The following is a 19,081-nucleotide window of genomic DNA, read 5'->3' as shown; positions in this document are numbered from 1 at the left end:
AATACTCAGCCCTTCCCAAGGAGCAGTCGGGCCTCGCCGACGGTGATGACGGAACCGGTGACGAGCACACCGCCGCCCGCGAACTCGCCCTCCTCCTCGGCCAGCGTGATCGCGGCCTCCAGGGCGTCCGGCAGCCGCGGCTCGACCTGGACGCGGTCCTCGCCGAACACCTCCACGGCGATCCCGGCCAGCTCGTCGGCGTCCATCGCGCGGTGGCTGGAGTTCTGGGTGACGACGACCTCGGCGAAGACCGGCTCGAAGGCCTCCAGCAGCCCCCGCACGTTCTTGTCGCCGCTCGCGCCGACCACCCCGATGAGGCGGCTGAACTGGAACGCCTCCCCCACCGCCGCCGCGGTGACCCGGGCGCCGGCCGGGTTGTGCGCGGCGTCCAGCACCACGGTCGGCGAACGCCGGACGACCTCCATCCGCCCCGGCGAGGCGACGGCGGCGAAGGCCTTGCGCACGGTGTCGATGTCCAGCGGCTCGGGACGCTGCGCGCCGACGCCGAAGAACGCCTCCACGGCGGCCAGCGCGACCGCCGCGTTGTGCGCCTGGTGGGCGCCGTGCAGCGGCAGGTACACCTCGTCGTACTCGCCGCCGAGCCCGCGCAGGGTCACGAGCTGGCCGCCGACGGCGACCTGCCGGGCGACGACCCCGAACTCCAGCCCCTCGCGCGCGACGGTGGCGTTGACGTCCACGGCCTTCTTCAGCAGCACCTGCGCCGCGTCCACCGGCTGCTGGGCCAGGATCACGGTGGCGTCCTGCTTGACGATGCCGGCCTTCTCGGTCGCGATCGCGCCGGGCGTCTCACCGAGCCGGTCGGTGTGGTCGAGGTCGATGGGGGTGACCACGGCGACGTCCCCGTCGATGACGTTGGTGGCGTCCCAGGAGCCGCCCATCCCGACCTCGACGACGGCCACGTCCACGGGCGCGTCGGCGAAGGCGGCGTACGCCATGCCGGTCAGCACCTCGAAGAAGGACAGCCGGTACTCCTGCTGGGAGTCGACCATCTCGACGTACGGGTTGATGTCCTGGTACGTCTCGATGAACCGCTCGGCGGAGATCGCCGCGCCGTCCAGGCTGATCCGCTCGGTGATCGACTGCACGTGCGGCGAGGTGTAGCGCCCGGTGCGCAGGTCGAAGGCGCCGAGCAGGGCCTCGATCATGCGGGCGGTGGAGGTCTTGCCGTTCGTCCCCGTGATGTGGATGGAGGGGTACGACCGCTGCGGGTCCCCCAGTACGTCCATCAGCGCGGCGATGCGGGCGACGGACGGCTCCAGCTTGGTCTCGCCCCAGCGGGTCGCCAGCTCCGCCTCGACCTCGCGCAGTGCCTTGTCCACCTCGGGGTCCTCGGGCCGCCCGGGCACGTCGGCCTCGGGGGGGCCGCCCTGGGTGCGGAGGGTGCGGCTGCCCGCCTCGATGACGGCGAGGTCGGGGTCGCGGGTGGTCTCCGCCTCGACGATCTCGTCGAAGGAGTCGAGGTCGTCGGAGGGGTCGGGCTGGTCGTTCTCGCCGGGGATGTCGCTCACGGGGACCAGTCTACGTACCCCTCAGTCGCGAGCAGTCGTGCCGCCTGGGACGCCGGGCGTCCCGCCCACGCGGCGGAGCCGCACATCGATACGGCCCCGCGCCCCTGAGGAACGTGAAGGCTCCCGGTGCCCGCAGAGCACCGGGAGCCTTCGACCACGTATCGGCGGGTTACGCCTCCGGCAGCTTCTCCAGCTGCGCCTGGATGCGGGCGATGTCCTCGTCCGCCTTGGCCAGCCGTCCCCGGATCTTGTCCACGACCTGATCCGGCGCCTTGGCGAGGAACGCCTCGTTACCCAGCTTGGCCGTGGCCTGCGCCTTCTCCTTCTCCGCGGCGGCGAGGTCCTTCGCGAGCCGCTTGCGCTCCGCGGCGAAGTCGATGACGCCGGACAGGTCGAGGGCGACCTCGACCCCCGCCACCGGCAGCGTCGCCGTCGCCGTGAAGGCGTCACCCTCGGGCTGGAGCCGCAGCAGCTGCCGGACGGCCGCCTCGTGCGCGGCGAGCGCGCTGCCGGTCAGGGTCAGCCGGGCCGGAACCCGCTGGCCGGGCTGGAGCCCCTGGTCGGCACGGAACCGGCGGACCTCGGTGACGACGGACTGGACGGTCCCGATCTCCCGCTCGGCGTCGGCGTCCCGGAAGCCGCTGTCGGCCGGCCAGTCGGCGATGACGAGCGACTCGCCACCCGTGAGCGTCGTCCACAGCGTCTCGGTGACGAACGGGACGACCGGGTGCAGCAGCCGCAGCGTGACGTCCAGGACCTCGCCGAGGACGCGCTTCGACACCTCGGCGGCCTCGCCGCCGGCCTGGAAGGTGGTCTTGGACAGCTCGACGTACCAGTCGAAGACCTCGTCCCAGGCGAAGTGGAAGAGGGCGTCGGAGAGCTTCGCGAACTGGTAGTCCTCGTAGTACGCGTCGACCTCGGCGACCACCGAGTTCAGCCGCGACAGGATCCAGCGGTCCGTCGAGGACATCCTCGACGCGTCCGGCAGCGGGCCGTCGACCGTCGCGCCGTTCATCAGCGCGAAGCGGGTCGCGTTCCAGATCTTGTTGGCGAAGTTGCGGGAGCCCTGGACCCAGTCCTCGCCGATCGGGACGTCGACGCCCGGGTTGGCGCCGCGCGCGAGGGTGAAGCGCAGGGCGTCCGAGCCGTACTTGTCCATCCAGTCCAGCGGGTTCACGACGTTCCCGAAGGACTTGGACATCTTCTTGCCGTTCTGGTCACGGACCATGCCGTGCAGGGCGATGGTGTGGAACGGCGGGGTGCCGTCCATCGCGTAGAGGCCGAACATCATCATCCGGGCGACCCAGAAGAAGAGGATGTCGTAGCCGGTGACCAGGACGGAGTTCGGGTAGAACTTCGCGAGCGAGTCGGTCCGCTCGGGCCAGCCCAGCGTGGAGAAGGGCCACAGGCCGGACGAGAACCAGGTGTCGAGGACGTCGGAGTCCTGGTACCAGCCCTCGCCGCTCGGCGGCTCCTCGTCGGGGCCGACGCAGACGACCTCGCCCTCGGGGCCGTACCAGACCGGGATGCGGTGGCCCCACCACAGCTGGCGCGAGATGCACCAGTCGTGGAGGTTGTCGACCCAGTCGAAGTACCGCTTCTCCATCTCCTGCGGGTGGATCTTGACCTTGCCGTCGCGGACGGCGTCACCGGCCGCCTTCGCGAGCGGGCCGACCTTGACCCACCACTGCATGGACAGGCGCGGCTCGACGGTGGTCTTGCAGCGCGAGCAGTGGCCGACGGAGTGGACGTAGGGCCGCTTCTCGGCGACGATCCGGCCCTCGGCGCGCAGCGCGGCGACGATGGCGGAGCGGGCCTCCAGCCGGTCCAGGCCCTGGAAGGGGCCGTGGGCGGTGATGACGGCGTGCTCGTCCATGACCGTGATGGCGGGCAGGTCGTGGCGCCGGCCGATCTCGAAGTCGTTCGGGTCGTGCGCCGGGGTCACCTTGACGGCGCCGGTGCCGAACTCGGGGTCGACGTGCTCGTCGGCGACGACCGGGATGGAGCGGTCGGTCAGCGGCAGCTTGATGAGCTTGCCGACCAGGTGCTTGTACCGCTCGTCCGCCGGGTGGACGGCGACGGCGGTGTCACCGAGCATCGTCTCGGCACGGGTGGTGGCGACGACGATGGTCTCGTCCCCGTCCCCGTACTTCATGGAGACCAGCTCGCCGTCGTCGTCCTGGTACTCCACCTCGATGTCGGAGATGGCCGTCAGACACCTGGGGCACCAGTTGATGATGCGCTCGGCGCGGTAGATCAGCTCGTCGTCGTAGAGCCGCTTGAAGATGGTCTGGACGGCCTGGGACAGACCCTCGTCCATCGTGAACCGCTCACGCGACCACGCGACACCGTCTCCCAGTCGGCGCATCTGCCCGCTGATCTGCCCGCCGGACTCGGCCTTCCACTGCCAGACCCGCTCGACGAACGCCTCCCGGCCGAGGTCGTGCCGGGACTTGCCCTCCTTGGCCAGCTCCCGCTCGACGACGTTCTGCGTGGCGATGCCGGCGTGGTCCATGCCGGGCTGCCACAGCGTCTCGTACCCCTGCATCCGCTTGCGGCGGGTCAGGGCGTCGATGAGCGTGTGCTCGAAGGCGTGCCCGAGGTGCAGGCTGCCCGTGACGTTCGGCGGCGGGATGACGACGGTGTACGGCGGCTTGTCGCTGTCCGCGTCCGCCTCGAAGTAACCCCGTTCCACCCAGCGCTCGTACAGCTTCCCCTCTACCTCGGCCGGCGCGTACTGGGTCGGCAGTTCGGTGGTGGGTGCGGGCTGCGGCTGCTGAGAGTTCTCGGTCACGGGGGTCAGTTTACGGGCGTCACGGCACTGTCCCGAAACGCGTTTCCTCTGTAACGGTGTGGCCCCCGGTGACCTGCGCACGCCATGCCTGCGTCAGGATGTCAGCACCACGTAAACATCTGGAGGGGAACCCAAGAATGAGCCACAACCAGCCGGGCCCGTACGGCGGGCAGCCCCAGCAGCCCGGACCGTACGGCCAGCCGGGACCGTACGGCCAGCAGCAGCCGCAGGCCCCCCAGCCCGGCTACGGCTACCCCCAGCAGACGCCGCCCGCCCAGCCGGGCTACGGCTACCCGCAGCAGCCCCAGCAGGGCGGCGTCCCGCCGCAGACCCCGCCCTACGGCCAGCAGGCCCCGTACGGCCAGCAGCCGCCCTACGGCCAGCAGCCGTACGGCATGCCCCAGCCGCCGGCGCCGGGCGGCGGCAAGAAGAAGACGGGCCTGATCATCGGCGCGGTCGCCGTCGTGGCGGCGATCGGCGTGGGCGCGTACTTCGTCTTCGGCGGCAGCGGTGGCGGCGGCTCGGACATCGCCGACGACGGCCCGCACAAGCTGACGACTCCGGCCAAGGTGCTCGGCGAGTACGAGAAGGACGGCAGCGAGGGCGGCGCGATGGACGCGGACGACCTCAAGGACGCCGAGTCCTGGGGCGTGAAGGACGCCAAGGACGCCAGCGCCTCGTACGTCGCCAAGAACGAGGACAACCCTCTGGCGAGCAAGCAGCTGGTCTTCGCCGGTGTCTACGGCACCATCGACGACCCTGAGGCGGCCGTCGACGCGATGTTCGCCCACATGAAGAAGGAGAGCGAGAAGGGCGGCAGCGACGAGGACGTGACGCTGCAGGGCGACCCGAAGAAGTACGAGCCGGCCTCCCTGGACGGCGCGATCATCAAGTGCCAGCAGGCGCAGGTCAACAACTCCGACGGCGGCGAGAACGAGCCGAAGAAGATGAGCATGACGTACTGCATCTGGGGCGACCACAGCACGCTCACCTGGGTCATGCCGATGGACTACCTCGACATCGCGGCGGGCAAGAGCGGCGACCCGGAGAAGGCGGCCGAGATCGCCGCCAAGCTCCGCAAGGAGATCCGCGTCAAGGTCTGACGCCGGCGCACGGCACATGCGGAAGGGGCCCGGTCGTTGTCGACCGGGCCCCTTCCGCGTGCGTTCGTACGGTGCTGCTACGCCGTCTTCTGCTCCCCCGGCCCCCGCCCCCGCGAATCACGCGGGATGAGCGTCGGGTTGACGTTGGAGAGGACCACGTCGGCCGTGATGACGACGCGGGCGACGTCCTTGCGGGACGGGACCTCGTACATCACGCCCTGGAGGACCTCCTCCATGATGGCGCGCAGGCCGCGCGCGCCGGTCTGGCGGAGGATGGCCTGGTCGGCGATGGCCTCCAGGGCCTCGCGCTCGAAGTCCAGCTCGACGCCGTCGAGTTCGAAGAGGCGCTCGTACTGCTTGACGAGGGCGTTGCGCGGCTCGACGAGGATCTGGAGCAGGGCCTCGCGGTCGAGGTTGTGGACCGAGGTGATGACCGGGAGGCGGCCGATGAACTCGGGGATCATGCCGAACTTGACCAGGTCCTCCGGCATGACCTGCTCGAACTGGTCCTTGGACTCGATCTCCCGCTTGGAGCGGATCTGCGCGCCGAAGCCGATGCCCTTGGCGCCGGCCCGGCCCTCGATGATCTTCTCCAGCCCCGCGAAGGCACCGCCCACGATGAACAGGACGTTCGTCGTGTCGATCTGGATGAACTCCTGGTGCGGGTGCTTGCGGCCGCCCTGGGGCGGGACGGAGGCCGTGGTGCCCTCCAGGATCTTCAGCAGGGCCTGCTGGACGCCCTCGCCCGACACGTCGCGGGTGATGGAGGGGTTCTCGCTCTTCCGCGCGACCTTGTCGATCTCGTCGATGTAGATGATCCCGGTCTCGGCCTTCTTGACGTCGTAGTCGGCGGCCTGGATCAGCTTGAGCAGGATGTTCTCGACGTCCTCGCCGACGTACCCCGCCTCGGTGAGCGCCGTGGCGTCGGCGATCGCGAAGGGAACGTTCAGCATGCGCGCCAGGGTCTGCGCGAGGAGGGTCTTGCCGGAGCCCGTGGGGCCCAGCAGCAGGATGTTGGACTTCGCCAACTCGATGGCGTCGTCGCGGCCTTGGGCGCCGCCGTTCTCACCGGCCTGGACCCGCTTGTAGTGGTTGTACACCGCGACGGACAGGGCCTTCTTGGCCGCCTCCTGGCCGACCACGTAGCCCTCGAGGAACTCGTAGATCTCGCGGGGCTTCGGGAGCTCCTCCCAGCGCACCTCGCTGGTCTCGGCGAGCTCTTCCTCGATGATCTCGTTGCAGAGATCGATGCACTCGTCGCAGATGTACACACCGGGCCCTGCGATGAGCTTCTTGACCTGCTTCTGGCTCTTTCCGCAGAACGAGCACTTGAGCAGATCGCCGCCGTCACCGATGCGTGCCACGGTGTGCTTCCCCTTCGCCTGGGAGATGCCTGACCGTCGACGTGACGTCGACGGCCGGCGGACTCCTGGTGCTGCCTTATGTCCGACGGTACCTTGCCGGGCCCCCCGTCCGGGCCCCCCTTGGCACGGTTCGCTTTGACGTGAATCGCGTCAAACCGTGCCAAGGAGCGGCAGACGATACAGCCTCCCGCCTAGCGGAGAGAGGAGTTGTCCATCTTCCGGGTGGTGATGATCTGGTCGATCAGGCCGTAGCTCAGCGCGTCCTCGGCCGTGAGGATCTTGTCGCGCTCGATGTCCTCGCGGATCTTCTCGACCGGCGTGGTGGAGTGCTTGGCCAGCATGTCCTCGAGCTGCGAGCGCATCCGCAGGATCTCGTTGGCGGCGATCTCCAGGTCGGAGACCTGGCCGCGGCCGGTCTCGCTGTACGGCTGGTGGATCAGGACGCGGGCGTTCGGCAGCGCCATGCGCTTGCCCGGCGTACCGGCGGCCAGCAGGATGGCGGCGGCCGAGGCGGCCTGGCCCATGCAGACCGTCTGGATGTCCGGCTTCACGTACTGCATCGTGTCGTAGATGGCCGTGAGCGCCGTGAAGGAGCCGCCGGGGCTGTTGATGTAGACCGAGATGTCGCGGTCGGGGTCCATCGACTCCAGGCACAGGAGCTGCGCCATGACGTCGTTGGCGGAGGCGTCGTCGATCTGCACGCCGAGGAAGATCACGCGCTCCTCGAAGAGCTTCGCGTACGGGTCGTACTCGCGCACGCCCTGCGAGGTGCGCTCGACGAAGCGCGGGATCACGTAGCGGGACTCGGCCGAGGGTCCGGTGTACTCGGCGCGGGCGCGGTCGTACAGGCCGCTGCCGGGGAAGTCGTTCACAGTGTCTCCTGGAAAGGGGCTGAGGCGGTCGGCCGGGGGCTGGCTGGGGCGCTCTGGGCCCCCGCTGGGGCCCGCGGAGGGCTCAGGCCCCGGTGCCGCCGCCGCCCGGCATGCCGGCGGCCGTCGGGATCACGTCGTCGATGAGGCCGTACTCCTTGGCCTCGAACGCGTCGAACCAGCGGTCGCGGTCCGAGTCGCGGGTGATCTGCTCGATGGTCTGGCCGGTGTGCTGGGCCGTGAGCTCGGCCATGCGCCGCTTGGTGTGCAGCAGCCGCTCGGCGTGGATCTTGATGTCCGAGGCCGAGCCGGCCAGGCCGGCGGAGGGCTGGTGGATCAGGATCTCGGCGTTCGGGAGCGCGAAGCGCTTGCCCGGGGTGCCCGCGCTGAGCAGGAACTGTCCCATCGAGGCCGCGAGGCCCATGGCGATCGTCACCACGTCGTTCTTGATGAACTGCATGGTGTCGTAGATCGCCATGCCGGCCGTGATCGAACCGCCCGGGCTGTTGATGTACAGGAAGATGTCCTTGTCCGGGTCGGCGGCAAGGAGCAGCAGCTGAGCGGTGATCTTGTTGGCAATGTCGTCGTCGACCGGCTGGCCGAGGAAGATGATCCGCTCGCCGAGCAGTCGGTTGTAGACCTGGTCGCCGAGGCCACCACCGATGGAGGGCTCGCCGGCGGCTGAGGGCATCAGATTCGTCACGTATCCACCTGCTCGTCTTACGACGGCGCCGGGCCGTCTCACGTTTCCCTGCGGGGCTGGAGCCGCTTTCGGGGACTCCCCTGCCCTCGTATTCATGGACCCTAACGCGGTGACCCTGCGGTGCCATCCCGGTTCCGCGGGTGTTCGCCGGGGGCGTAGCGGTGCGCGGGGTGCGGGTGCGCATGCGGGATCGCGTTGCCGGGGTCCGAGGTCGTCGCCGGGCGCGGGTCGGCCGTATGACGAACGGGCCCCGGCGTCAGACGTCCGGGGCCCGTTCCACATCCGTCGGGGACGGCGCGAGGGGATCAGCCCTCGGTCTTCTCCTCGGCCTTGTCGTCGGCCTTGCCGGCGTCGGACTCGGTGGACTCGGCGGCGGCCTCGGCGGCCTCCGTCTCCTCCTCCTCGTCGTCCAGGTCGACGATCTCGCCGTTGGTGTCCTTGACCGTGGCCTTCTCGACCACGACGGCCAGGGCCTTGCCGCGGGCGACCTCGCCGACGAGGAGCGGGACCTGGCCCTGCTCGACGACGGCCTGGGCGAACTGGTCGGGGGACATGCCGGAGGAGGCCGCGCGGCGCATGAGGTGCTCGGTGAGCTCCTCCTGGCTGACGTTGAGCTCCTCCCGCTTGACCAGCTCGTCGAGGACGAACTGGGTCTTGATGCCCTTGACCGCGGCCTCGCGGGTCTCGGTGTCGAACTCCTCGGCGGTCTTGCCCTGGATCTCGAGGTACTTCTCGAGGTCCAGGCCCATCTGGCCGAGCTGGTGGTGCTCGAGGTTGTGCTTACGGGTGTTGATCTCGTCCTCGAGGAGCTTCTCGGGGACCGGGACCTCGACCAGCTCGAGCAGCTTGTCCAGGACGCGCTCCTGGGCCTGCGTGGCCTGGTCGTACTGCTTCATGTTGGCGAGGCGCTTGCGGCTGTCGGCGCGCAGCTCCTCCAGCGTGTCGAACTCCGACGCGAGCTGCGCGAAGTCGTCGTCCAGCTCGGGCAGCTCGCGCGCGGCGACCTGGGTGACCTTGACGGTGACCTCGGCCTCCTTGCCGGCCGCCGAGCCGCCCTTGAGCTCGGAGGTGAAGGTGGTCTCGCCACCGGCCTCCAGGCCCTTCACGGCGTCGTCGATGCCTTCCAGCAGTTCACCGGAGCCGATGGTGTAGGAGACGCCGTCGGCGACGCCGTCCTCGAGGACCTCTCCGTCGACCTTGGCCCGGAGGTCGAGCGTGACCACGTCGCCGTCCTGGGCGGCGCGCTCCACCGGGGAGGTGGAGGCGAAGCGCTCGCGCAGCTGCTCCACCGACTTCTCGACGTCCTCGTCGGTGACCTCGACCGCGTCGACCTCGACCTCGATGCCGGAGTAGTCCGGGATCTCGACGGTCGGGCGGACGTCGACCTCGGCGGTGAAGTTCAGCGTCTCGCCGTCCTTCAGCTCCGTGATGTCGACGTCGGGCTGGCCGAGCGGGTTCAGCTCGGCCTCGTTGACCGCGTCGGTGTAGAACTTGGGAAGCGCGTCGTTGACCGCCTCCTCCAGCACCGCACCGCGGCCGAACCGCTGGTCGATGACCCGGGCCGGGATCTTGCCCTTGCGGAAGCCCTTCACCGTGACCTGCTGGTTGATCTTCTTGTACGCCGCGTCGAGGCTGTCCTTGAGCTCCTCGAAGGGCACCTCGACAGTGAGCCGAACCCGGGTCGGGTTCAGGGTCTCCACGGCGCTCTTCACGGTTCGGTCTCCTTGGTGGCTGACTTCTTGGGTTCTGCCGGAGCCAGAGCGGCATCCGTCACATTGCGCAGCCCGGAGACTTCAGACGCTGAGACACACGGGCGTGCAGCTTGCATAGTAACGGCAGCGACTACACGGCCCAAAAGGCGATCACGGGATTCACGGACGATCACCCGAGGTGGCCGGTGCGGCAGGGGTCGGCGGCGACCGGCGACGGCCGGCGGATGGTCGGGGTGGCGGGATTTGAACCCACGGCCTTCCGCTCCCAAAGCGGACGCGCTACCAAGCTGCGCCACACCCCGTCTGGTGCGACACGTAGGGTACATGCCCCCGGGCGCCCGGGCCCGCCGAGTTTCCCGAGCGCGGGTGAAGCTCCGGCGCGGACCGGAAGGGGTGTGCGGTGAGGGCGGACGACCCGCTACGATGCCTCCAGTGCCGCGGTCACCGACGCGCGGTGCGCGTTGTGCGGGCGTAGCTCAATGGTAGAGCCCTAGTCTTCCAAACTAGCTACGCGGGTTCGATTCCCGTCGCCCGCTCCGAGAGGCCTCCGGCCCGGTCCCCCGAGGGGACCGGGCCGGAGGCTTTTGTGCGACCCGGATGTGTGCCTGCGACCCCGGGGGGGCCCCGGTCCTAGAACTGGATCGAGTTGATCGTGTCCGCTATCGAGTTCAGGAACCGCTGGATGTCGTCGGCCATGCCCGTCGAGGCAAGGAAGAAGCCGAAGAGGACCGCGACGATCGCCGGGCCCGCCTTGATGGAGCCTCCTCGCAGCAGCACCACCAGGATGATCGCCAACAGCAGCACCACTGACAGTGAAATGGCCACAACTGATCACACCCTCGGTCGTCCGCTCTCCCGGCCCGGAGGTGCGACCGCGCACACCCCCGCCAGGACCATCGTGCCACCAACCGGGCCCCGTCATGCGGCAGGTGACACATCGTCCGGTCGGCCACCGCGGCGGCACACTCCCCCGCACACGCGGACGTACCCGGCGTTCGCACCCCGCACAGGAATTCGATATGACACCCGTGCGTGGAATTCCGGCCGCTTCGTTTCGATGCCCACACAACGCGTTCGCAGATATTTCGAATTGTCACGGAAGGCACATCGGCGAGGCGTCGACAGTCGCATCACAGGGAGATCACAGGGTCGCCGACGGACCCCGTAAGCCCATTGAAGCGGACATTCCAGTGGAGTCGCCCGCCGGTCTTATGCGCCGTTTAGTCATGATGAGTCGGGACATGCGGGGTGACAAGTGGGGCGGTCCGCAAGCCGCTTCGGTACCCGGTGACCCCGTTCGCCGTGGCACCGGTCACGCACCCGTGGAGGCCGAGTAACCGGGAGACACGGGGTATTCACGTGGTGCTCGGGAGGCGAATACAGGAATGACGTCGGAGGTTTTACGGAATCCCGCGGTGAACGCTAGGGTGCCTCAGATGTTCTACGCTGCCTCGTCCCCCACCAGAGCAGCGAGGTCCTGTGACGACTCGCCGATTTCACGGCGGGGGGTTGCATGACGAGCTCGCTGCGACCGCTGCGACCGCACGGCGCCCGGAAGGCGCCGCCCCCACCGGACCGGCAGGCACGGCCGAGCCGGCAGCGCGACGCGTTCTTCGACAACGCCAAGTACCTGGCGATCGTGCTGGTGGGTGTGGGTCACGCCTGGGGTCAGATCCTGGACGGGAACCGGACCGTGGAGACCCTCTACCGGGTCCTGTACACGTTCCACATGCCGGCGTTCATCATCGTCTCCGGCTACTTCTCGCGCAGTTTCGACCTGAGCCCCAAGCGCGTCAAACGCCTGATCACCGGCGTCGCGGTCCCCTACGTCGTCTTCGAGGTCGCCTACGCGCTGCACCGCCGGGTCAGTGAGGACCCGGGCAACGACATCAGCCTGCTGGACCCCACCTACCTCCTGTGGTTCCTGTGCGCGCTGTTCGTGTGGCGGCTGACCACCCCGATCTGGCAGACCGTGCGCCACCCGCTGCCGATCGCGCTGGCGATCGCCGCGCTGGCCTCCGTGACGCCCACGATCGGCAACGACCTCAACATGCAGCGGGTGCTGCAGTTCCTGCCGTGCTTCGTGCTGGGTCTGGTGCTGCGCCCCGAGCACTTCCAGCTGGTACGGCGCCGCGCGGCCCGGATCCTGTCCGTGCCGGTCCTCGCCGCGGCGGTGGCCGTCGCCTGGTGGTCGGTGCCGCGCATGGAGACCGGCTGGTTCTACCGCAACGCCGCCGTGCAGGACACCGGCGCCCCGTGGTGGACCGGGCCCGTCCTGACGCTCGCGCTCTTCGGCTGCTCGCTGGTGCTGTCGGCGTGCTTCTTCGCCTGGGTGCCGGGCCGCCGCATGTGGTTCACGGCCCTGGGCGCGGGCACGATCTACGGCTACCTGCTGCACGGGTTCCTGGTGAAGGAGGGGACCTTCGCCGGGTGGTTCTCCCACCCCGCGCTGGACCGGCCGCTCGGTGAGATCGGGCTCACCGTCCTCGGCGCCTCGGTCATCACCCTGCTGTGCACCAAGCCCGTACAGCGGGCCCTGCGGTGCGTGGTGGAGCCGAAGATGGACTGGGCCTTCAAACGGGATCCGGGTGAGGCCGCCCGGGGTCGCGAGCGGGCCGATAGGGCGGAGAAGGCGGAGAAGCGGGAGACGACGGAAGTCCGCGAGGTGCGTGAGGAGCGTGTGCCGAGCGGCGCGGGCGAGAAGGTGTCCGTCTAGACGTCCGGACCGGCCTGACCGAGAAGTGCGCGCATCCGTGCGTACTTCTCGGTCAGTCGTGTGCGGGTGGCCTCGTCGAGGACCGCGAGCCGCGCCGGGTCGGCGTTGTGCGCCAGGTCCGCCTCCTTGACCAGCCGGGCGCCGGGGGTGGCGAGGATGCGCGCGGCGTACGCCTCGGCCGGCTCCCCGGGCCGCTTGGTGAGGGCCAGGACGATGTCCTTGGTGCGGCGGCTCAGCGCGGCCTCCCGCAGCCGGCGCTCGGACAGCGCGTCGTCCTCGACGGCGTCGTGCAGCCACGCCGCCGCGATCTGGTCGTCGTCCCCGCCGCGTCGCCGTACGCCCTCGGCAACGGCCCGCAGGTGTTCGGCGTACGGCCGTCCCGCCTTGTCGGTCTGTCCGGCGTGGGCGGCGCGGGCCACTGCCTCCACCTCGGCGAGCGAGAGCCGCGGGGCGGGCCGAGGAGTGGGCGCGGGGGCGGGCTCGGGGCCGGGTGGCGGTGTGAGGGACACGGGGTTCAGTGTGTCAGTCCGCCACCGTCGGAGTCCGGTCCGTCGGGGTCCGGGCCTCCGGGGTCCGGGCCGTCGAGGACTCGGCCGCGGAAGGCTGGGCCGCGGTCGGCTGGGCGGTCGGGCCCTCGCGGCAGATCAGCAGGAGCGCCCGGTCGTCGTTGACGTCCTTGGCCACCGCCTCGATCAGGTGCCAGGCGGCGCCGTGGAAGCCGCCCGCCACGTACCGGTCCGCCTCGCCGGTGAGGCGGTCGATGCCCTCGGTGATGTCGCGTTCCGAGGTCTCCACCAGACCGTCCGTGAACAGCATCAACACGTCTCCGGGCCGCAGCGAGCCCTTCACCGGGTCGAACTGGGCCCCGTCGTACACACCCAGCAGCGGTCCCTCGGCCGTCTTCTCCTCCCAGCGGCCGGTGCCCGCGCTGAGCTGGAGGCCCGGCGGATGTCCCGCGGAGTACAGCTCGTAGTCGCCGGAGTCGAGGTCCAGGACGAGGTGGATGGAGGTGGCGAAGCCCTCGTCCCAGTCCTGGCGGAGCAGGTAGCCGTTGGCGGCCGGCAGGAACGCGTGCGGGGGCAGGCTGCCCAGCAGTCCGCCGAAGGCGCCCGACAGCAGCAGGGCGCGGGAGCCCGCGTCCATGCCCTTGCCGGAGACGTCGGTGAGGACCGCCTCCAGGGTCCGGCCGCCGTTCGTGCGGGCCGCGACGACGAAGTCGCCCGAGAAGGACTGGCCGCCGGCCGGGCGCAGCGCCATCTCCCGGTGCCAGCCCTTCGGCAGCCCCGGCAGCTTGCTCTGCACCCGGATGCGTTCGCGCAGGTCGAAGAGCATGGTGCCGCCGCGCCGCCAGGGCACGCCGACCCGGCTGCGGAACTGGGCGACCAGCAGACCGAAGAAGCCGCAGGCCGCGACGACCAGGACCACGCCGGGGGTGACCCGGGAGGGGCCCTCGGTGTACGGGCCCAGTTGCACCGACTCCACGATCAGCGCCGTGGCCGCCGCCGCGTACAGGCCGAGCAGGCTCGCCGGGCGCAGCAGCAGACCGCCCGCGACGATCGGCAGGACCAGGGCGGCCGGTGAGCACCACACGGAGTTCGCCATCGTCGTGACCGCGATGACGGGGATCATCAGCAGCAGTCCGGCCAGGGCGATCCAGTCGGAGCCGTCGCCGCGGAAGTAGTCGACGGCGGACTTGCGCATGCCGACGCGGGCCCGGTGCCACTGCTTCTTCCACCGGGCCGTGAACGTCTCGGCTTCCGCGCGCCGCTGTCGTCCTGCTGCCATTAGTTCGGGACCCTATCCATCGGACCGGGCGCTTGGCACGGGAGGTCCTGCTTGTCCCCCGTCCGGGGCCTGACTTCACAGTGAACTTCACGAACGGCCGTCGCGCCGCAACCTGGCGGAAATTGCCTCGCCCCCGTGGGAGCGCCCTGATACGCATGGTTCATGGAACGGTCGGTGTGGGCGAGGACGGCGGCGATCTGATGACCGAGCTGCGGGTGCTGCGGCAGGACGAGTGGAACCAGTGGTACGGGACGCTGATCCGTGCCTTCGGCGGGGTGCTCGAGTCGCCCGAGGAGATGGAGCTGTACGGCGCCCTGACCGAGGCCGACCGCTCGATCGGCGTCTGGGACGGCGACGAGTGCGTCGGGACGGCCGGGGCGTTCGGCTTCCGGGTGACCGTGCCCGGCGGGGCCGAGGTGCCCGCGGCGGGCGTGACGATGGTGAGCGTCGCCGCCACGCACCGGCGCCGGGGCGTGCTGACGTCGATGATGCGGCGGCAGCTGGACGACGTGCGGTCCTGGGGCGAGCCGCTGGCCCTGCTGACGGCCTCCGAACCGGCGATCTACGGCCGGTTCGGGTACGGCGCCGCGACCTTCCAGGTCAACGCGGAGATCGACACGAGCCGGGTCCGGCTGTCCGTGCCGGACGGCACGGAAGACGTACGGCTGCGGTACGCGGCGCCCGCGGACGCGCTCGACGTGTGCGAGGCGGTGTACGCGCGGCTGGTCCCGGGGCGGCCCGGGATGCTGGCCCGCCGGCCCGGCTGGGAGCGGCTGGGACTGCTGGACCCGGAGAGCAAGCGGGAGGGGGCGTCCCCCTTGCAGTGCGTGCTCGCCCGGCGCGACGGCGAGGTCACGGGGTACGCGCGGTTCCGGGTGCGGCCGGGCTGGGGGAACGAGGGGCCGTCCGGCACGGTGGTCCTGGCCGACCTGGCCGGACTGGACCCGGCGACCGAGGCGGCGCTGTGGCGCTTCCTGTTCGACATCGACCTGACGACGAGGCTGACGGCGCGCGGGCGGCCGGTCGACGAGGCGTGGCAGTACCAGGTGTCGGACATCAGGCGGTGCCGGCCGGGGCTGCGGGACGCGTTGTACGTGCGGCCGGTGGACGTGGGGGCGGCGCTGGCCGCGCGGACCTACCAGGCGCCGGTGGACGTGGTGTTCGAGGTCGAGGACGCCTTCTGCCCCTGGAACGAGGGACGTTGGCGGCTGAGCGGCGACGCGAAGGGGGCGTCCTGCGAGCGTACGTCCGACGCGGCGGATCTCGCCCTGTCCGTACGGGAGTTGGGCGCGGCCTATCTCGGGGGCGTGAGCCTGTCCTCGCTGGGTGCGGCCGGGCGGGTGCGCCAAGTGCGGCCGGGGGCGCTGGCGGAGGCGTCGGTGGCGTTCGGGTCGGACGTCGCGCCGTGGCTGCCGCACGGGTTCTGAGGGGAAGGCTTCAGGTCCGCTGGCAGGTCGGGCACCAGAAGAGGTTGCGGGCGGCGAGGTCCGCGGTGCGGACGGCGTCGCCGCACAGGTGGCAGGGCAGGCTCGCCCGGCGGTAGACGTAGACCTCGCCGCCGTGGTCGTCGACGCGGGGCGGGCGGCCCATGGCCTCGGGCGTGTGCTGCGGGCGGACGGTGTCGATGCGGTTGTTCCTGACGCCCTCGCGCATCAGCCCGACGAGGTCGCCCCAGAGCGCGTCCCACTCGGCGGGGGTGATGTCCCGGCCGGGGCGGTACGGGTCGATGCCGTGGCGGAAGAGGACCTCGGCGCGGTAGACGTTGCCGACGCCGGCGATGACCTTCTGGTCCATGAGCAGGGCGGCGATGGTGGTGCGGCTGCGGGAGATCCGGCGGTACGCGGCCTGCGGGTCGGCGTCCGGGCGCAGGGGGTCGGGGCCGAGGCGGTCGTGTATCGCCTGCTTCTCCGGGTCGGTGATCAGCGCGCAGGTGGTGGGACCGCGGAGGTCGACGTAGGCGGTCTCGTCGTCGACGCGGAGGCGGACGGTGTCCGTGGGCGGGGGCGCGGGGGCCGCACCGAAGGTGACCTTGCCGAAGAGGCCGAGGTGGATGTGGACCCAGTCGGCGGGGTCGGCCGCGCCGAAGCCGAGGAAGAGGTGCTTGCCGTGGGCCTCGGTGCGGGTGAGGGGCGTGCCGGTGAGGAGGGCGGCGGCGTCGGAGAACTTGCCCTGGGGGCTGGTGACGCGCACCGCCGTGCCGGTGAAGGCGGCGGCGTAGTCCTGGGCCAGCCGGTGGATCGTGTGCCCCTCTGGCACGGAGGGTCCTTTCGTGGTTCTCGCCCGCGCGTACGCCCGTCCGCCCGTCCGGCTCAGTCGGATCGGCCGGCCGGGGAACGGGCTCCTCCCCCGGTGTTCCCGCACCGGGGGAGGCGCGCGGCCGTCGGGCTACTGCTGCGGGTGGTGCGGCGGGATGGGGGGCAGGTCGCCGGTCGTCTCGTAGGACGTGAGCATGTCGATGCGGCGGATGTGGCGCTCGTCACCGGAGAACGGGGTGGCGAGGAAGGTCTCGACGAACTTCGTCGCCTCCTCCCGCGAGTGCATGCGGGCGCCGACGGCCACGACGTTGGCGTCGTTGTGCTGGCGGCCCAGGGCAGCCGTCTCCTCGCTCCAGGCCAGCGCCGCGCGCACGCCCTTCACCTTGTTCGCCGCGATCTGCTCGCCGTTGCCGGAGCCGCCGATCACGATGCCGAGGGCGCCCTCGTCCGCGGCCGTCCGCTCGGCGGCACGGAGGCAGAAGGGCGGGTAGTCGTCCTGGGCGTCGTAGAGGTGCGGGCCGCAGTCGACGGGCTCGTGCCCCGCCGCCTTGAGCCACTCGACGAGGTGGTTCTTGAGTTCGTAGCCCGCATGGTCGGAGCCGAGATACACGCGCATGGACCGAGTGTGACACGCGGCCGACGGGGCAGCAGCGTCGGGTGTCGGGTGTGAAAAGGGCGAGTGAAGCAATGGAAGCTCAGGGAAAGCTCAAGTAACGATCCGGAATCAAAGGTTCCCGAATTCGTTCACCTCCGTTTCACTGGTCCGGCTCGTACACCGCTCGTACGAAACTGCTCGACGGCGCAAAGGAAAACCACCCCATGACCTCGCAGCCGACCCTGACCAAGCCCGGCGACGGGCCCGAAAGCCCCGGCGATCCCGGGACCGGGCTCCAGGCAGGGCTCAAGAACCGCCACCTCTCGATGATCGCCATCGGCGGCGTCATCGGTGCCGGGCTGTTCGTGGGATCCAGTACCGGTATCGCCACGGCGGGCCCCGGCATCCTGTTGTCCTACGCCCTCGTCGGCACCCTCGTGGTGCTGGTGATGCGGATGCTCGGTGAGATGTCCGCCGCCAACCCGACCTCGGGTTCCTTCTCCGCGCACGCCGACCGGGCGCTCGGGCCCTGGGCCGGGTTCTCCATCGGCTGGCTCTACTGGTTCTTCTGGGTCGTCGTGCTGGCCGTGGAGGCGACCGCCGGCGCCAAGATCCTCGAAGGCTGGATACCGGCCGTGCCCCAGTGGGGCTGGGCGCTCATCGTGATGGTGGTGCTGACCGCCACCAACCTGGTCTCGGTCGGCTCCTACGGCGAGTTCGAGTTCTGGTTCGCCGGGATCAAGGTCGTCGCGATCGCCGCGTTCATCGTCGTCGGCGGGCTGGCGGTCTTCGGGCTGCTGCCCGGCGTGGACAGCGAGCAGGCGGGGCTGGCCAATCTGACCGAGCACGGCGGGTTCCTGCCGAACGGGGCGGGGGCCATCCTCACCGGTGTGCTGCTCGTCGTCTTCTCCTTCATGGGCAGCGAGATCCCCACCCTGGCCGCCGGCGAGTCCGAGGACCCGCAGCGGGCCGTCACCAAGGCGACCAACAGCATCATCTGGCGTATCGCCGTCTTCTACCTCGGTTCGATCTTCGTCGTGGTCGCGCTGCTGCCCTGGGACTCGCAGTCGATCATCGACAAGGGCTCCTACGTGGCCGCCCTGGACTCGCTCGGGATCGCCAACGCCGGGCAGATCATGAACTTCATCGTGCTGACGTCCGTGCTGTCCTGCCTGAACTCCGGCCTGTACACGGCCTCGCGCATGGCCTTCTCGCTCGGTGAGCGCGGTGACGCGCCGAAGGCGTTCGCCCGGACGACCTCGCGGGGTGTGCCGCGGACCGCGATCCTGGTGTCCGTGGTGTTCGGCTTCGTCGCCGTGTTCTTCAACTACGAGTTCCCGGACTCCGTCTTCCTCTTCCTGGTGAACTCCTCCGGCGCGGTGGCCCTCTTCGTGTGGCTGGTGATCTGCTTCTCGCAGCTGCGGATGCGGCGGATCGTGCAGGCCGAGGCACCGGAGAAGCTGGTCGTCCGGATGTGGCTGTTCCCGTACCTGACCTGGGCCGCGGCCGCCGTGATCGTCTTCGTGCTCGGCTACATGCTGACCGACACCGAGCACAACGGGCGCACCACCGTGCTGCTGTCGCTGCTCGTCGCGGCGCTCGTCCTGGCCGTCGCCCTCGTCAAGCAGCGGGTGGCCGGGCGCAGGGCCGTCGCCG

Annotated in this window: 15 protein-coding genes and 2 tRNA genes; 5 read left to right on the top strand and 12 right to left on the bottom strand. The window is 70.3% G+C overall.

The features are described 5' to 3' along the window. Positions 1-5 precede the first annotated feature (5 nt). Both ACFIF2_RS05770 and ACFIF2_RS05765 read right to left on the bottom strand, forming a co-directional pair. Positions 6-1,529, bottom strand: a complete 1,524-nt coding sequence (locus ACFIF2_RS05770) for a bifunctional folylpolyglutamate synthase/dihydrofolate synthase (protein ID WP_395571403.1) — start codon at positions 1,527-1,529, stop codon at positions 6-8. A gap of 169 nt (positions 1,530-1,698) precedes the next feature. Then, entirely contained in the window at positions 1,699-4,323 is a 2,625-nt protein-coding gene (locus ACFIF2_RS05765; RefSeq protein WP_395571402.1) for a valine--tRNA ligase, read from the bottom strand. Positions 4,324-4,460: 137 nt separating this feature from the next. Between ACFIF2_RS05765 and ACFIF2_RS05760 the strand changes: the two genes are divergently transcribed. Next, on the top strand, positions 4,461-5,426 hold the full coding sequence (locus ACFIF2_RS05760) for a hypothetical protein (RefSeq protein ID WP_395571401.1): 966 nt from the start codon (positions 4,461-4,463) through the stop codon (positions 5,424-5,426). Between the two features lie 77 nt (positions 5,427-5,503). Here ACFIF2_RS05760 and clpX read toward each other — a convergent pair whose 3' ends face one another. The 5 genes from clpX to ACFIF2_RS05735 all read right to left on the bottom strand — a co-directional run bounded on the left by clpX (position 5,504) and on the right by ACFIF2_RS05735 (position 10,376). Next, a complete protein-coding gene (clpX, locus tag ACFIF2_RS05755; protein WP_395571400.1) occupies positions 5,504-6,790 on the bottom strand; it encodes an ATP-dependent Clp protease ATP-binding subunit ClpX in 1,287 nt (428 codons plus the stop codon). Positions 6,791-6,981: 191 nt separating this feature from the next. Then, positions 6,982-7,662 carry an ATP-dependent Clp protease proteolytic subunit gene (locus tag ACFIF2_RS05750; RefSeq protein ID WP_395571399.1) on the bottom strand — a complete coding sequence of 227 codons (681 nt, stop codon included), beginning with the start codon at positions 7,660-7,662 and terminating at the stop codon, positions 6,982-6,984. A gap of 82 nt (positions 7,663-7,744) precedes the next feature. Continuing rightward, positions 7,745-8,350 carry an ATP-dependent Clp protease proteolytic subunit gene (locus tag ACFIF2_RS05745; RefSeq protein WP_053142395.1) on the bottom strand — a complete coding sequence of 202 codons (606 nt, stop codon included), beginning with the start codon at positions 8,348-8,350 and terminating at the stop codon, positions 7,745-7,747. Between the two features lie 317 nt (positions 8,351-8,667). After that, positions 8,668-10,074, bottom strand: a complete 1,407-nt coding sequence (gene tig, locus ACFIF2_RS05740) for a trigger factor (protein WP_395571398.1) — start codon at positions 10,072-10,074, stop codon at positions 8,668-8,670. Positions 10,075-10,299: 225 nt separating this feature from the next. Then, positions 10,300-10,376, bottom strand: a tRNA-Pro gene (locus ACFIF2_RS05735). Positions 10,377-10,539: 163 nt separating this feature from the next. Between ACFIF2_RS05735 and ACFIF2_RS05730 the strand changes: the two genes are divergently transcribed. After that, positions 10,540-10,610: transfer RNA gene (locus ACFIF2_RS05730), tRNA-Gly, on the top strand. Between the two features lie 94 nt (positions 10,611-10,704). Here the strand turns inward: ACFIF2_RS05730 and ACFIF2_RS05725 are convergent. Then, positions 10,705-10,899, bottom strand: a complete 195-nt coding sequence (locus tag ACFIF2_RS05725; RefSeq protein WP_053130833.1) for a hypothetical protein — start codon at positions 10,897-10,899, stop codon at positions 10,705-10,707. Positions 10,900-11,587: 688 nt separating this feature from the next. Between ACFIF2_RS05725 and ACFIF2_RS05720 the strand changes: the two genes are divergently transcribed. After that, on the top strand, positions 11,588-12,790 hold the full coding sequence (locus ACFIF2_RS05720; protein ID WP_395571397.1) for an acyltransferase family protein: 1,203 nt from the start codon (positions 11,588-11,590) through the stop codon (positions 12,788-12,790). On the opposite strand, the gene ACFIF2_RS05715 is transcribed toward ACFIF2_RS05720, so the two are convergent. Further along, positions 12,787-13,218, bottom strand: coding sequence for an HD domain-containing protein (locus ACFIF2_RS05715; RefSeq protein ID WP_395571656.1), 432 nt, complete (start codon positions 13,216-13,218; stop codon positions 12,787-12,789). The two genes, ACFIF2_RS05720 and ACFIF2_RS05715, sit on opposite strands and share 4 nt — an antisense overlap. A gap of 94 nt (positions 13,219-13,312) precedes the next feature. Next, entirely contained in the window at positions 13,313-14,575 is a 1,263-nt protein-coding gene (locus ACFIF2_RS05710; protein ID WP_395571396.1) for a PP2C family protein-serine/threonine phosphatase, read from the bottom strand. A 155-nt stretch (positions 14,576-14,730) separates the two neighbouring features. Between ACFIF2_RS05710 and ACFIF2_RS05705 the strand changes: the two genes are divergently transcribed. Further along, positions 14,731-16,002 carry a GNAT family N-acetyltransferase gene (locus ACFIF2_RS05705; protein WP_395571395.1) on the top strand — a complete coding sequence of 424 codons (1,272 nt, stop codon included), beginning with the start codon at positions 14,731-14,733 and terminating at the stop codon, positions 16,000-16,002. Between the two features lie 10 nt (positions 16,003-16,012). On the opposite strand, the gene ACFIF2_RS05700 is transcribed toward ACFIF2_RS05705, so the two are convergent. Continuing rightward, positions 16,013-16,831 carry an Fpg/Nei family DNA glycosylase gene (locus tag ACFIF2_RS05700; RefSeq protein ID WP_395571394.1) on the bottom strand — a complete coding sequence of 273 codons (819 nt, stop codon included), beginning with the start codon at positions 16,829-16,831 and terminating at the stop codon, positions 16,013-16,015. A gap of 129 nt (positions 16,832-16,960) precedes the next feature. After that, positions 16,961-17,446: a ribose-5-phosphate isomerase gene (locus tag ACFIF2_RS05695; RefSeq protein ID WP_395571393.1), complete on the bottom strand. Its 486-nt coding sequence runs from the start codon at positions 17,444-17,446 to the stop codon at positions 16,961-16,963. Positions 17,447-17,649: 203 nt separating this feature from the next. On the opposite strand from ACFIF2_RS05695, the gene ACFIF2_RS05690 reads away from it, so the two are divergent. Continuing rightward, positions 17,650-19,081, top strand: a 1,432-nt coding sequence (locus ACFIF2_RS05690) for an amino acid permease (RefSeq protein ID WP_395571392.1), incomplete at its 3' end; no start/stop codon positions are given.

Source organism: Streptomyces sp. BK79, assembly GCF_044142145.1.
Lineage (GTDB): Bacteria > Actinomycetota > Actinomycetes > Streptomycetales > Streptomycetaceae > Streptomyces.
Note: the sequence above shows the minus strand (reverse complement) of the source record. Positions and strands in the feature narration are given on the sequence as shown.

Bases quoted from the DNA above. Each gene is read 5' to 3' on its own strand.
- ACFIF2_RS05720 (WP_395571397.1), top strand. From the start codon at position 11,588: ATGACGAGCTCGCTGCGACCGCTGCGACCGCACGGCGCCCGGAAGGCG.
- ACFIF2_RS05705 (WP_395571395.1), top strand. From the start codon at position 14,731: ATGGTTCATGGAACGGTCGGTGTGGGCGAGGACGGCGGCGATCTGATG.
- ACFIF2_RS05710 (WP_395571396.1), bottom strand. From the start codon at position 14,575: ATGGCAGCAGGACGACAGCGGCGCGCGGAAGCCGAGACGTTCACGGCC.
- ACFIF2_RS05695 (WP_395571393.1), bottom strand. From the start codon at position 17,446: ATGCGCGTGTATCTCGGCTCCGACCATGCGGGCTACGAACTCAAGAAC.
- ACFIF2_RS05760 (WP_395571401.1), top strand. From the start codon at position 4,461: ATGAGCCACAACCAGCCGGGCCCGTACGGCGGGCAGCCCCAGCAGCCC.
- ACFIF2_RS05745 (WP_053142395.1), bottom strand. From the start codon at position 8,350: ATGCCCTCAGCCGCCGGCGAGCCCTCCATCGGTGGTGGCCTCGGCGAC.